Below are 13,328 nucleotides of genomic sequence, written 5' to 3'. Positions count from 1 at the left end.
CGCACAAGGCGACCGACCATGGATGTGAGCAAGACCAAGAGCAGCTTCTACCGCCGCCTGTATGTGGCCTACCTGATCGACAGCGGCCAGGCCAGCAGCGTGCCGGCGCTGACCGACGCCACGGGCATGCCCCGGCGCACAGCGCAGGACACCATCGCGGCATTGGCCGACCTGGATATCGTGTGTGAGTTTGAGCAGGAAGACGGTGCGCGTAACCATGCCGGGCGCTATCGGATTCACAGTTGGGGGGCGATTGATCGGCGGTGGATCGAGGCGAATCTGGTGTCGATCAAGCAGGTGTTGGGGTATCCGTAACCCCGTTGTGAGCGAGCTTGTTGTGGCGAGCGGGCTTGCCCGCGTTGGGCGGCGCAGCAGCCCCGAAACCAAGCAACTCAACCCCCCTGACACACCGCGGCGGCCTTAATGGGGCTGCTGCGCAGCCCAACGCGGGCAAGCCCGCTCGCCACAGTAAAGCGGTGCTTCCTAAGCCTTGCGCATGCCGATGTGCCAGGTATTCCTCACCCGCCACCACAAACCCGTACCGCCCATGTGTTGGGGTATCCGTAACCCCGTTGTGAACGAGCTTGTTGTGGCGAGCGGGCTTGCCCGCGTTGGGCGGCGCAGCAGCCCCGAAACCAGGCAACTCAACCCTCCCTGACACACCGCGGCGGCCTTAATGGGGCTGCTGCGCAGCCCAACGCGGGCAAGCCCGCTCGCCACAGTAAAGCGCTGCTTCCTAAGCCTTGCGCATGCCGATGTGCCAGGTATTCCTCACCCGCCACCACAAACCCGTATCGCCCAGGTGTTGGGGTATCCGTAACCCCGTGGTGAGCGAGCTTGTTGTGGCGAGCGGGCTTGCCCGCGTTGGGCGGCGAAGCAGCCCCGAAACCAGGCAACTCAACCCCCCTGACACACCGCGGCGGCCTTAATGGGGCTGCTGCGCAGCCCAACGCGGGCAAGCCCGCTCGCCACAGTAAAGCGCTGCTTCCTAAGCCTTGCGCATGCCGATGTGTGGAATGTCATCCTCCAGGTATTCCTCACCTGCCACCACAAACCCGTACCGCCCGTAATACCCTTGCAGGTGCGCCTGGGCTGACAGGAATATCGGTGTCTGCGGCCAGATGTCGTCAATCTGCTTGAGCGCCTCGCTCATCATCTGGTGCCCCAGCCCGGTGCCGCGCGCGACGGGCGCCACGATTACCCGACCGACCACCACGTCACCGCCCTGGGACTCCGGGTCCAGCAGGCGCAGGTAGGCCACCAACTGGTCGTCCTGCCAGGCCATCAGGTGGTGGGTGTCGCCGTCCAGATCCTGCCCGTCGAGATCCTGATAAACGCATTTCTGCTCGACAACAAACACCTCGTTGCGCAGGCGCAGGATGGCGTACAGCTGCTCCTTGCCGAGGTCATCGTGATGTTTGCAGACCCATTCAACTGTCATGGCGTGTTCTCTTATAAATGTCTGTGCCGGATAGTAAGCGCAGCAGGCGATACTGTCTAAATCAGCTATTTTTGTGAGTGAAATCAATTTGCCATCATTGAGTGCATGCGCCCGCCGTTGGTTTGTGTAATCTGAGCTACTGTTACAGCCTCAGGTACCGCCTGATTTAGTGCCAACGCCTGCCTGCCAAGGACTTTGAGCATGCCGCGATTCTCTCGTGCCGTTGCTTTGATTGGAGTGTTGTTGCTGGCCCAGCCGGCATTCGCACAGCGTCTGCGCCTGGTCGCGGATGCCTGGCCACCCTTTACCGATTCCACCTTGATCAATGGCGGGTTGGCCACCGACATCGTCAGCACGGCCTTGGCCCGTGCGGGTTATGCCAGTGATTTCGAGCAAGTACCCTGGGCCCGGGCGCTGATGGGCGTGGGCGACGGCCGTTATGACGTGCTGGTCAACGCCTGGTACGACGATGCGCGTACGCGGTTGGGCGAGTTCTCCGGCGAATACCTGCTTAACCGCGTGCGTTTCATCAAGCGCCGCGACGATCCCATTGAGTTCCAGAATCTCGAGCAACTGCACGACTACCCCATCGCCGTGGTGCGCGGCTATGCGTATTCGGCGGCGTTCGATGGGGATGCGCAGTTGCAGAAAGTGCCTGTGCATAACTTCGCCATGGCCGTGCGCATGCTGGCGGCGGAGCGCGTGCGGCTGACGGTGGAAGATGAATATGTGGCGCGTTATTACCTGTCGCGCGAATCGGCGCGGGTGCGCAATGCGGTGGAGTTTCTGCCCAAGCCGTTGAGTGAAAACAGCCTGCATATCCTGGTCAGCTTGAAGAACCCTGACCATGCGCAGATCGTGGCCGGGTTTGACCGGGAGATTGCGAAGATGAAGGCGGATGGTAGTTATGCGCGGTTGATGAAGCAGCACGGTATGTGATGCTTTCTGTGGCGAGCGAGCTTGCTCGCGTTGGGGCGCGAAGCGGCCCCAAAACCACGCAACTCAATGTGCCTGAAACACTGTGGTGGTCTTGGTGGGGCTGCTTCGCAGCCCAACGCGAGCAAGCTCGCTCGCCACAATTTTAAGCCGCGCTGGTATCTTTGATCAGATGCGCCGCCAACGTGCGCAACGGCCCCAACTGCCGACAAATCAACGCCAACTGCGTCTGCACCAACCGCTGCCCTTCATCAATCTCATCCGGCATCTGCTCCAGGTCCGCCGCCAGGGCTTCCTCGGCGTCGCTCTGAATCGCAATCGGCTGCTTGTTGGCCAGCCCCGTGGCGATTTCATCGATGCTGGCGGCGAGGGTATTGCCCGCGCCGCCGATCAGGTGTTCGCGCACCTCGGCCGGCAGTTGGGTTTCGCGGTGTGCGCCCAGGCCGGACAAGTAGCTGAGTAACGTATGCGACAGCACCAGGAAGCGAAAGCCCACGTCGGCTTCCTTACGGAAATGCCCCGGTTCCATCAGCATGTTCGCCAGCGTGGTGGACAGCGCCGCGTCGGCGTTGTGGGCATTGCGCCGGGCCAGGCGATACGCCAGGTCGTCGCTCTTGCCGGCGGCGTACTGCTGCATGATCTGGCGCAGGTAGATGCTGTTGCAGGTCAGGGTGTTGGCCAGCACTTTGTTCAGGCGCCGGCCTTGCCAGTCCGGCAGGAACAGGAACACCGCCAGGCCCGCGATCAGGCTGCCGAGCAAGGTATCGAGCAGGCGCGGCAGGAACAGCCCATAGCCATCGCCGACCTGGTTGAAGCAGAACAGCACCATCAGCGTGATGGCCGCTGTGGCCAAGGTGTAGCGGGTGGTGCGGTTGATAAAGAACACCAAGCCGGCGGCGATGGCGAACATCGATTGCACCAGCGGGCTTGGGAACAGGTCGAACAGCGCCCACGCCACGGTCAGGCCGATGGCGGTGCCGATAATCCGCTGGCCGAGTTTGCGCCGGGTGGCGCCGTAGTTCGGCTGGCACACAAAGAGGGTGGTGAGGATGATCCAGTAACCCTGGGACGCGTGGATCGCGTGCAGGGTGCCGTAGCCGATGGTCAGCGCCAGGGCCAGGCGCAGGGCATGGCGGAACAGCAGCGATGTCGGTGTGAGCTGGGTGCGTAGGCGTGTCCACATTTCCCTCAGGTTGCGCGGGGCACGGTCCAGCAGGTTGCTGTCGGTGGCGTCGGCCAGGGCGTCAGGGTTGCTGGCGTCGCCGAGCAAACGGTCGAGGGTCGACAGGTTGGCCGCCAAGGCCCGCAACGAACGCAGCAGGCCGCGCCAGGCCGGGTTGCTCTGGATGCGCAGGTGTTCGAGGGAGGCGTTCAGGTCGCCCAAGGCTTCGGCGAAGCTGTCGTCATAGATGAATGGTTGGCGCAGCTGGATCGATTCGCCCAGGGTCTGGCACGCCTTGCCTTGCTGGCGCAGCAGGCGCTGACAGCGGAACAGTACGTCACTGTGGAAGAACGCGTCGGCCAGGGCGTTGTAGGGGTAATGGGAGGAGCTGGCGCGCTCGTGGATGTCCTGGGCCAGGAAGTACAGCTTCAGGTAGCGGCTGACCTTCGACCCCGGCCGCCCATTGCCCACGCGGTGCAGGATGATTTCCTTCGCCGCATTCAGTGCCGCCACCACCCGGCCATTTTGCTGGGCCAGTTCCAGGCGGCGCGCTTCCACATCCAGCTGGCGGATGGGTTCGAACAGCGATGACTTGAGCTTGAGGTAACGCCCCAATTCGCGGAACAACCGCGCCAGGCTCTGCTGCACCGGCTGGTTGGAAAACAGCGCCTGCCACAGCACCGAGAGCGCGCCATACCAGGCGGCGCCGGCCACCAGCAGCAGCGGTTCGTGCCAGAAATCGGAGACCGCGCCACCGCGCTGGTCCACGCCGATCATGGTGTAGACCGACAGAATCAAGGTCGCCGACGCAATGGCGCCATAACGTTCGCCCAGCGCGCCGAGCATGGTCAGGCAGAAACTGGCCAGGGCCAGGGCGATGGCAAAGATCCAGGGATAAGGGAACAGCAGCTCCACCGACAGCGCGGCGATGCTGAAACACACCAGTGTGACCGCCAGGGCATTCAGGCGGCCTTGCCAGCTGTCATCGGTCTCGGCCAATGCGCTGGCGATAATCCCCAGGAACAGCGGGATCAGCAGTGTCATTTCATCCTGATACCAGCACAGCGCCATGCTGCCGGTGAGGGCGATGAATACCCGTACGCTGTAACTGAATTTATCCAGCGCCCACAGGCGCCGCATGGACTGCTTGAACGAGGTCGATGACATGAAGGCTGGAGTCTTCCGGGACGATGCCGCTAAATTGAGGCATCAATGACGTCACGGCAAGGGTGGTGAGCACATTGGCGGATAAAATTTATTGCAGGCGCGGCAAATCAAATGTGGGAGGGGCGGTGCGACGATTCGACTTGCCCCCGATAGCGGTGTACCAGCAACAGATGCGCTAGCTGAAACACTGCCATCGGGGGCAAGTCGAATCGTCGCACCGCCCCTCCCACATTTTTTACCGTGTTGTGTCAGGCAAATTGCGCGGCGGCGTAGCCCGAAGCCCAGGCCCACTGAAAGTTGAACCCGCCCAAGTGGCCGGTCACATCCAGCACTTCACCGATAAAGTACAGGCCAGGGCTTTTCAGCGATTCCATGGTCTTGGACGACACTTCCCGCGTATCCACGCCGCCCAGCGTCACCTCTGCGGTGCGATAGCCCTCGGTGCCCGCCGGTATCAGCTGCCAGCTGGACAACTTGCCGGCGATGTCGGCGATTTCAGCGTGGGTGTACTGCTTCATCGGCTTGGACACGAACCAGGTTTCCGCCAGCAGGTTGGCCATCTTCTTGGTGAAGATCTCGCCCAGCAGGGTTTTCAACTCGCTGTTGGGACGCTCGACCTGTTGCTCCTGCAGCCAGCTGTGGGCGTCATGGTCGGGCAGCAGGTTGATTTCCACCGTGTCGCCGGATTCCCAGTACGAGGAAATCTGCAGGATCGCCGGCCCGCTGAGGCCGCGATGGGTAAACAAGATGTTCTCGCGAAAGCTCTGGTCATTGCAGCTGACCAGGCAGTCCACCGAAGTGCCCGACAACTCGCCGCACAGCTCCTTGAGCTGGTCGGTGATGGTGAACGGCACCAGTCCTGCGCGAGTCGGCAGCAGTTCATGGCCGAACTGTTTGGCCACTTGGTAACCGAAACCGGTGGCGCCCAGGGTCGGAATCGACAGGCCGCCGGTGGCGATTACCAGCGACTCGCAGCGCAGCTCACCGAGGGTGGTTTGCAACTGATAACCGCTGTCGAGCTTGGCGATTTCCTCGATCGACGTGTCCAGGTGCAGGCTCACGCCAGTCTGGATGCACTCGTCGAGCAGCATGCCGAGGATGTCGCTGGACTTGTTGTCGCAGAACAGTTGGCCGAGCTTCTTCTCGTGATACGGCACGCCGTGCTTGGCCACCAGCGCAATGAAATCCCATTGGGTGTAGCGCGCCAGGGCCGACTTGCAGAAGTGCGCGTTGTGCGAGAGGAAGTTGGCCGGCTCGGTGTACATATTGGTGAAGTTGCAGCGGCCACCGCCGGACATCAGGATCTTTTTGCCGGCCTTGTTCGCGTGGTCGATCAGCATCACCTTGCGCCCACGCCCGGCGGCGGTCAGTGCGCACATCAAGCCTGCGGCGCCGGCGCCAATGATCACAACTTCGGTCGAGCGCACAGCGATGTCCTCATACAAATTCTGAATTGGAATGCAGTTGAATGTGGGAGCGGGCTTGCTCGCGAATGCAGTGTGTCAGCCACCGAATAAGTTGACTGATCCACCGCCTTCGCGAGCAAGCCCGCTCCCACATTTAGATCTCTGTATAGCTTGAGATCTTTACAGGATCCGCACGCGCAACGAGCGGCCTTTGATCTTGCCGTCATTCAAGCGCTGCAAGGCCTGCTTGGCGATCCCGCGTTCCACGGCCACGAAGGCCTGGAAATCAAAGATCGCGATCTTGCCGACCTGGGCACCCGGGATGCCGGCGTCGCCGGTCAGTGCGCCGAGGATGTCGCCCGGGCGAACCTTGTCTTTACGGCCGGCAGCGATGCACAAGGTGCTCATCTGTGGCAGCAGCGGGCCACCGCTTTGCGGCTTGAGGTTGTCCAGTTGGTCCCAGTTCAGCGGCGACTTCTGCAGTTGCTCGATGGCCTGGGCGCGATGCGCTTCGGACGGCGCCACCAGGCTGATCGCGATACCAGTCTCACCGGCACGGCCGGTACGGCCTACACGGTGGATGTGGATTTCCGAATCGCGGGCCAGTTCGACGTTGATCACCATGTCCAGCGAGTCAATGTCCAAACCCCGGGCCGCCACGTCGGTGGCAACCAGCACCGAGGTGCTGCGGTTGGCGAACATCGCCAGTACCTGGTCACGGTCACGCTGTTCCAGGTCGCCATGCAGGCCGACCGCGGAAATGCCCTTGGCGGTCAGGTGATCCACGGTTTCCTGCACTTGCTGCTTGGTAAAGCAGAACGCCACGCAGGAGGCCGGACGGAAGTGCGCGAGCACCTTGGTCACGGCGTCCATGCGTTCTTCCGGGGAAATTTCGAAGAAACGCTGTTCGATCTGGTCGTCGGAGTGGAAGGCCTCGGCTTTAACCTGCTGCGGCGCGCGCATGAACTTGGACGCCAGTTGCTTGATGCTCACCGGGTAGGTGGCCGAGAACAACAGGGTCTGGCGACGGGCCGGGGTCTTGCTGATGATGTCTTCGATCGCGTCGTAGAAGCCCATGTCGAGCATGCGGTCGGCTTCGTCGAGGATCAGCGTGTTCAAGCCATCGAGTACCAGCGAGCCCTTGCGCAGGTGCTGCTGGATACGGCCCGGGGTGCCGACGATGACGTGGGCGCCGTGTTCAAGGGAGGCGATTTGCGGGCCGAGGGACACGCCGCCGCACAGGGTCAGCACCTTGATGTTGTCTTCGGCGCGGGCCAGGCGGCGGATTTCCTTGGCCACCTGGTCGGCCAGTTCGCGCGTTGGGCACATCACCAGGGCCTGGCAGCCGAAGTAGCGCGGGTTGATCGGGTTCAACAGGCCGATACCGAAGGCGGCGGTCTTGCCGCTGCCGGTCTTGGCCTGGGCAATCAGGTCCAGCCCCTTGAGGATCACCGGCAAGCTTTGCGCCTGGATCTGCGTCATCTCGACATAACCCAGCGAGTCGAGGTTAGCCAGCATGGCGGCGGAGAGCGGCAAAGTATTAAAAGCGGTGGCGATGGTAGTCACGGGACTGGCTCTGCAAAACAAAATGTCGCGCAGTGTACCAGCCCTGTGGGAATTTCCCCGCAAGTTCTAGACGAGAAGCCCGTTAATGCTCGATATGTTGCTCCGGGCTGGCCACGCGTTTGCCGTCTTTTGGCGACAATTGCAGGAAGATCGCCGCTGCCAGCATCGCCATGATGCCCACGGTAAGGAAGGTCAGCTGGAACGCGCCGAGCACCGTGCTGACACCGTCGTTGCCGGTTTCTGCGGTAAACCCGCCCAGCAGCGCACCGGCGCAGGCCACCCCCAGGCTCAAGGACAACTGCGCCACCACCGAGAGCAAGCTGTTGCCGCTGCTGGCCTGGGCGTCGTCGAGGTCGATCAGGGTCACGGTGTTCATCGCGGTAAATTGCAGCGAGTTAATTGCGCCGAGCACGGCCAGCATCGCCAGCAGCAGCGGGTAGGGCGTGTGTTCGGTGACCAGGCCCATGCTCGCCAGCATGATCCCCAGCGCCAGGGTGTTGCCGGTGAGCACGATGCGGTAACCCACGCGCTCGATCAGCGGGCGGGCGATGGACTTGGCAAACATTGCCGCCGCCGCCAGCGGCAGCATGCTCATGCCGGCCTCCGACGGCGAATAGCCCAACGCCACCTGCAACAGCAGCGGCACCAGGAACGGCAGCGCGCCGCTGCCCAGGCGCGCAAACAGGTTGCCGAGGATGCCCACGGCGAAGGTGCGCGTCTTGAACAGCACCGGCGAAAACAGCGGGTTATCGATATGCCCGGCTCGCAGCCAGTACGCCGCCAGGCACGCCAGCCCGCCGAACAGCAGCAACATCACCCGCAGGTGCGGCAGGTGCAGTTCGCCCAAGCCTTCCATGGCGATGGTGATCAACACCATCGCCGCGCCAAACAGCAGGAAGCCGATGCCATCAAAGCGCGTGCGTTCGCTGCCCCGCAGGTCGGGGATGAACTTCCACACGGCGTAGCAACCGATCATGCCCACCGGCAGGTTGATCAGGAAGATCCAGTGCCAGGTCAGGTATTGCACCATCCAGCCGCCCATGGTCGGGCCGAGCAGCGGGCCGAGCAGGCCGGGGATGGTGATGAAGCCCATGATCCGCACCAGTTCGGAGCGGGGGTAGGCGCGCAGCACCACCAGGCGGCCAACGGGCAGCATCAGCGCGCCACCCAAGCCCTGGATCACCCGCGCGCCCACCAGCATGCTCAAGCTGCTGGACAAGGCGCACAGCAGCGAGCCGATGCTGAACAGCATGATCGCGCCGAAAAAGATTTTTTTGGTGCCGAAGCGGTCGGCGATCCAGCCCGATGCCGGGATCAGCAAGGCGACGGTGAGCATGTAGGCGATCACCACCCCTTGCATGCGCAATGGGTTTTCCGCCAGGTCCCGGGCCATGGCCGGCAGTGCCGTGTTCAGAATCGTCCCGTCCAGCGACTGCATGAAGAAGGCAATCGCCACCACCCAGGGGAGCCAGCGGGCGGTCTTGGCATCGAGCGGGACACGATTCGGCATGGGGGACCTTTTTGTTAGCAGGCTATGTGTTGGCGATTATGCGCCATTCGTCGCTCCTTTTCCCACAGGCTGTTCGTCTAATTCCGACAGTGTTGCGTGCTCGCCCACCAGGAAATCCAACAGCGCACGGTGCACCGCCAGGGCCGCCTCGCGGGACTCCAGGTCGAGCAAATGGCCGGTGTGTTCGGCGACGGCAAAGCTGCTGCGGCCTACATAGTGCTGGAATAGCCGAGCCTCGGCAGCGGGGGTGTATTCGTCCAGCGTGCCGTTGAGAAAGTGCACCGGCGTTTCAATCTGCCTGAGGGCCGGCAGGTAGTTGCCATCGCCCAGGGCCAGCACCTGGTGGATATGAAAACGCGCCTGGCGGTACTCGGTGGTGGCCATGTTCGACAGGTGGCGATGGTTGTTGCGCTTGAGGCGCGGTGACAGGTATTTGCCGACCGTTTCGTTGAGCAGGTGGCCGACGGCGGATTTGTCATCAGCCTCGATCAGCACGCGCACGCGCTCCACATAGTCGAGCATGGCCTGGTTGAGGTTGGGCGCCAGGGCCATCACCACCGAGCTTTCGATGGTAGGCGGGTTGTGCGCCAGGGTCAGCAGCGTGGAGATGCCACCCCAGGAGGCTGACACCAGGTGGTTGACCTGGAAGCGCTCCACCAGGGCACGCAGGATTTGCACCTCGTCGTCCTTGGTCACCAGGTCCAGGTCGGTGTTGTGTTCACGCGAGTAGCCGGAGAACGGCAGGTCGAACAGCAGCACATTGAAATGCTCGGAAAGGCACTTGCTGGTGCGCGCAAAGGACCGCGTGGTGGACAGGGCCCCGTTGACCATCAGCACGGTTTTCTTGTGCGGGTCGTTACCCAGTTGCTCGACGTGAACGTTGTAGTGTTTGAACAGCTTTTGTAAGACGAAACTTCCATGGTTCATCGCGGGACTTCCTGTGCGGTGGCGGTATGCCACTAACCTTTATAACGAGGTTTTTTACAGGCGACAACAGGCTGCAGGGGGAGAGCGATGAGATGGGATTTGGTGGTAGGAATAGGTGAAACGAAGTATCTGAAATCACCGCAAAGCAATGTGGGAGGGGGCTTGCCCCCGATGACTGTGGTTCAGTTTAAGATATTTCAACTGATACACCGTCATCGGGGGCAAGCCCCCTCCCACATTGGATCTTCGGTGTTTAGAGGGTTAGCGTCAGGCGCTTGACCAGGGCGCCAGGGAGCAGGTTGGACGCGGTATTGCGCTGGCCATACGTACTGGCCGACAGCAGCAATTCCCGCTCCGCGGTCAGGGCTTCCAACTGCGAGCCGAGCAAGCTGTACACACTGTCATCGAAGCGCATGGTACTCACCGGCGCCTTGATCACGCCGTCTTCCACCCAGAACGTGGCGAAGCGCGTCATGCCGGTCAGGCGTGCGGCGGGCAGGTCGGAGTAGTTCAGGTACCACAGGTTGCTGATGTACAGCCCGGTGCCCAGTTGCTTGAGAATGTCGGCCTGGGCCAGGGTGCCCGCCGCCATCTGCAATGCGGTGGGGGATTCGTCGCTGCTGGCGCCGTTGGCGCTGAGGCCGTATTCGGCGGCGCTGCGCGAGTTCACCAGTTGGCCGTCGGCCTTGCCGGCGTTGATCAGCGTGACATCACCGCGCGGGTAGCCCTCGCTGGAGAACGCCTGGCTCAACGAGCCGCTGATCTGTTCGTCGACGCTCACCAGCGGGCTCAAATGCTGCTCGCCGGCGTAGAGCTTTTGCAGCGAGCTGCCTTTGCTGGCGATGGCCTGCGCGGAAAACCCACCCCAGGTGATAAGGCTGATGATTTCTTCCAGCGCTGCCGGGGCCAGGTAGGCACGGTACTCGCCGGGTGCCAGTGAGTGCAGCGGGCGGCCGAGGAATTCCAGCTGCTCACGGGCCAGTTGGAAGCGGCGGGCGAATTCGGCGCTGTCCCATTGGTTGCCGGCGTAGCTGGCTTTCACGGCTTCGCCATTGGCGTGGAACAGGCTGAAATCGAAGTTGAAGCTATTGGCCTGATGCCAGCCAAATGCGCCGTTCGAGCTGGCAAACCCACGGCTGATCGGGCCGGCGGCGTAGATACCCACCAAGTCTGCGCCCTGCGCTGCCTGGCTGATGTCTTCGAGTACCTGGGCCAGGTCCGGCAGGGGTTGGGCCTGTCCGTTATGACTGTGCCAGGCGTCGTGGTTGAGCAGCAGGTACGGGTCCGGCGGCAGCAGCGGCAAGGTCTCGCGCAGCTGTTGCAGGCCGGCGGCCAGGCGCTGGCGGTCCAGTTCGGGTTCACCGGCGAGGGTGATGCTCAAGTCGGCATGGCGCCCGTCATGGATAAGTTTCAGGTTGAGGCTGGCCTGTTGCACCTGCCCGGCCTGGCGTACTTTGGCGTGGTTGAAGCGCACGAACTCGGACGATTCCGCGGCATAACCCAAGTGGAACTGTTCTGTCTCGGTGATGGCCTGCTTGAGCCAGTCGACCAATGCCTTGAAGTTATTCATCAGGCATCCCCCCCGAATACATCAATGTTGCTGAACACGCAGGCCGGCGAAGCATGGCCGACGCGGATCACCTGGTTCGGCTCACCTTTGCCGCAGTTGGGCGTACCCAGGACCCGCGAGGTGCTGGCATCGCCGACGGCGCTGAGGTTGCGCCAGAACTGCGCGGAAATGGCCCGGTAGTTGGGGTTTTTCACCACGCCCTTGAGTTCGCCGTTTTCGATCAATTGGCCCCATTCGCAACCGAACTGGAATTTGTTGCGCGCGTCGTCAATCGACCAGGAACGGTTGGTGGACATCAGGATGCCGTGCTCGATGCCGCCGATCAGCTGCGCCATGCTCTTGTCGCCGGGCTCGATATTGAGGTTGGCCATGCGGTCGATCGGTGCGCGGTTCCAGCTGCTGGCACGGCTGTTGGCCACGCCGCTCATGCCGGAACGAAATTGCGAGAGTGCCCCGCCCAACGGTTTGAGCAGCAACCCTTCGCGGATCAGGAACTGCTTGCTGGCGCGGGTGCCGTCGTCGTCGTGGGCGTAGCTGGCCAGTTGCTCGGGAATCTCCGGGTCGAAGGTCACGTTGAGCAGGTTGGAGCCGTATTGCAGGTGGCCGAAGTCTTCGGCCTTCACAAAACTGGTACCGGCGTAATTGCGCTCATCGCCGAGGATGCGGTCCAGCTCCAGCGGGTGGCCGATGGACTCGTGGATCTGCAGGATCATCTGGTCGGGCATCAGCAACAGGTCGCGCGGCCCGGTAGGGGTGTTGGGCGCCAACAGCAGTTGCAGGGCGCTGTCGGCGACTTTGGGGGCTGCGCCTTGCAGGCCGAAGCGGCTGATCACGTCGAAGCCGCCTTGCTGGCCGAAGTTGGTGCCGCCCAGGGTGCGCGTCTGGCTGTCATTGCCGTCATAGGCCGTGACGCTCACACCCGGGAACACAAAACGTTGCGCCTGGCGCAGTTCGGCGCCGGCGCTGTTGAGGTAGATCTGTTCGACGTGGGTCAGGCCCAGGCTCACTTCCCAGCTCACCAGACGCTCGTCCTGGGGCACGGCGGCGGACTCGTCGCCGAGCAATTGGTAGCAGTCACTCAAGGAGGGGAAGGGCTGGTCGAGGTCTGGCGACAGGTAGTCGGCCACATCACTGGAAACCTGCTGGTCGCGCAGGTCGAGCAGGGCGTGGGGCCGGATCTGCCGGGCTTGCTGTTCGGCACGTTCGAGGGCGGCTTGCAGGCCGGACAGGGAAATGTCATGGGTGGCGGCGTAGGCTTCGACGCCGTTGAGGCGCACGGTGAGCATCGCGCCTTCGTCGTGGCTCAGGCTGGGCGGCTCGGCGACGTTTTTGCGTACCGACAGGTACTGGCCGGATTCGCGTACATAGCGCAGGGAGAAAAATTCAGCGCTGGTGCGCAGGGCACCGAAGTGTTTTTTCAGTGTGGCGTGATGGTCGAACATGGGGCCTTCCTTGTGGGCGGCTCGGCGCGGGCAGGCGAACAGAGTAGGCCTGGGCTGGGAGCTGATCAAGGAAAGTGTAGGCAGGAGGTTTTGGACCGTCTGGTAGGAACTCATCGGGGGCAAGCCCCCTCCCACACTTGATCGGGTTCACACGATCAAAATGTGGGAGGGGGCTTGCCCCCGATGGGCGCGCCGCGGTGT

At 62.5% G+C, this 13,328-nt stretch carries 10 protein-coding genes; 2 read left to right on the top strand and 8 right to left on the bottom strand.

Annotated features, from left to right (window positions below; all coding sequences use genetic code 11):
- Nucleotides 1-18 precede the first annotated feature (18 nt).
- A complete protein-coding gene (locus CXQ82_RS28970; protein ID WP_101273355.1) occupies nt 19-315 on the top strand; it encodes a helix-turn-helix domain-containing protein in 297 nt (98 codons plus the stop codon).
- 673 nt (nt 316-988) lie between these two features.
- Here the strand turns inward: CXQ82_RS28970 and CXQ82_RS28965 are convergent.
- Complete coding sequence (locus CXQ82_RS28965) at nt 989-1,441, bottom strand: GNAT family N-acetyltransferase (RefSeq protein WP_101273354.1); 453 nt, start codon at nt 1,439-1,441, stop codon at nt 989-991.
- A gap of 201 nt (nt 1,442-1,642) precedes the next feature.
- Between CXQ82_RS28965 and CXQ82_RS28960 the strand changes: the two genes are divergently transcribed.
- Nucleotides 1,643-2,380: an ABC transporter substrate-binding protein gene (locus CXQ82_RS28960; RefSeq protein ID WP_101273353.1), complete on the top strand. Its 738-nt coding sequence runs from the start codon at nt 1,643-1,645 to the stop codon at nt 2,378-2,380.
- A gap of 142 nt (nt 2,381-2,522) precedes the next feature.
- On the opposite strand, the gene yccS is transcribed toward CXQ82_RS28960, so the two are convergent.
- The 7 genes from yccS to CXQ82_RS28925 form a co-directional block, all read right to left on the bottom strand.
- Complete coding sequence (yccS, locus tag CXQ82_RS28955; protein WP_101273352.1) at nt 2,523-4,706, bottom strand: YccS family putative transporter; 2,184 nt, start codon at nt 4,704-4,706, stop codon at nt 2,523-2,525.
- Between the two features lie 248 nt (nt 4,707-4,954).
- On the bottom strand, nt 4,955-6,133 hold the full coding sequence (locus tag CXQ82_RS28950; protein WP_101273351.1) for an NAD(P)/FAD-dependent oxidoreductase: 1,179 nt from the start codon (nt 6,131-6,133) through the stop codon (nt 4,955-4,957).
- A 159-nt stretch (nt 6,134-6,292) separates the two neighbouring features.
- Entirely contained in the window at nt 6,293-7,630 is a 1,338-nt protein-coding gene (gene dbpA / locus CXQ82_RS28945) for an ATP-dependent RNA helicase DbpA (protein WP_241150965.1), read from the bottom strand.
- A 130-nt stretch (nt 7,631-7,760) separates the two neighbouring features.
- Nucleotides 7,761-9,188, bottom strand: coding sequence for a multidrug transporter subunit MdtD (gene mdtD / locus CXQ82_RS28940; RefSeq protein ID WP_101273349.1), 1,428 nt, complete (start codon nt 9,186-9,188; stop codon nt 7,761-7,763).
- Between the two features lie 36 nt (nt 9,189-9,224).
- Complete coding sequence (locus tag CXQ82_RS28935; RefSeq protein WP_101273348.1) at nt 9,225-10,115, bottom strand: alpha/beta fold hydrolase; 891 nt, start codon at nt 10,113-10,115, stop codon at nt 9,225-9,227.
- 253 nt (nt 10,116-10,368) lie between these two features.
- Nucleotides 10,369-11,685: a TldD/PmbA family protein gene (locus tag CXQ82_RS28930; protein ID WP_101273347.1), complete on the bottom strand. Its 1,317-nt coding sequence runs from the start codon at nt 11,683-11,685 to the stop codon at nt 10,369-10,371.
- Nucleotides 11,685-13,127: a TldD/PmbA family protein gene (locus tag CXQ82_RS28925; protein WP_101273346.1), complete on the bottom strand. Its 1,443-nt coding sequence runs from the start codon at nt 13,125-13,127 to the stop codon at nt 11,685-11,687. The genes CXQ82_RS28930 and CXQ82_RS28925 overlap by 1 nt, the downstream gene beginning before the upstream one ends.
- Nucleotides 13,128-13,328: the final 201 nt, after the last annotated feature.

The organism is Pseudomonas sp. S09G 359 (genome assembly GCF_002843605.1).
GTDB lineage: Bacteria > Pseudomonadota > Gammaproteobacteria > Pseudomonadales > Pseudomonadaceae > Aquipseudomonas.
Note: the sequence above shows the minus strand (reverse complement) of the source record. Positions and strands in the feature narration are given on the sequence as shown.